Raw genomic sequence first — 468 nt, 5'->3', positions numbered from 1 at the left:
GCTAAATTAGTGACCGCAGTTTCAACAAAGCCACTTCCTTGGGCACACGCTAATCCTTCAGAGAGCGGACCGGCATAAACAAACTCACCGTTTTTATTAATAATAACGGCGGCAGGCGTTGCCGGAATAACGTGTTTAAGCTTTGGTGTTAATTCAACTTGTACAACCTTCATAGCTTTTATGGCAGCAAAAGAGCTTAACGATGAAATATGCGACTTAGCCTGTATGGTGCACCCGCAATTTTTTTCAGTTATAAGCACTAACGACGCTTCATTAGTGTCAACCCAGTCCAATTGCTTTTTAAAGTTATTAAACCAGTGCTTTTGCAATAAAACTTTTGAGCTATCAAACGGTTTAAGTTGCTCTAACTGAAAATAAACTAACCCTGCAACAACACAAACAAGCCATATAGCTATAAGCGAAAATACAAAAGAGTTAGATTTATTTAAACTTGGCAATGCTTTGCTC

General features: G+C 38.7%; 1 protein-coding gene. It reads right to left on the bottom strand.

Translation table 11 applies throughout. From position 1 onward, the window contains the following. On the bottom strand, positions 1–468 hold a 468-nt coding region (locus AAEY83_RS12855), incomplete at both ends, for a DUF6436 domain-containing protein (protein ID WP_351059288.1).

Source organism: Psychrobacter sp. TB20-MNA-CIBAN-0197, from assembly GCF_040309765.1.
GTDB classification, from domain to species: domain Bacteria; phylum Pseudomonadota; class Gammaproteobacteria; order Pseudomonadales; family Moraxellaceae; genus Psychrobacter; species Psychrobacter submarinus.
Note: the sequence above shows the minus strand (reverse complement) of the source record. Positions and strands in the feature narration are given on the sequence as shown.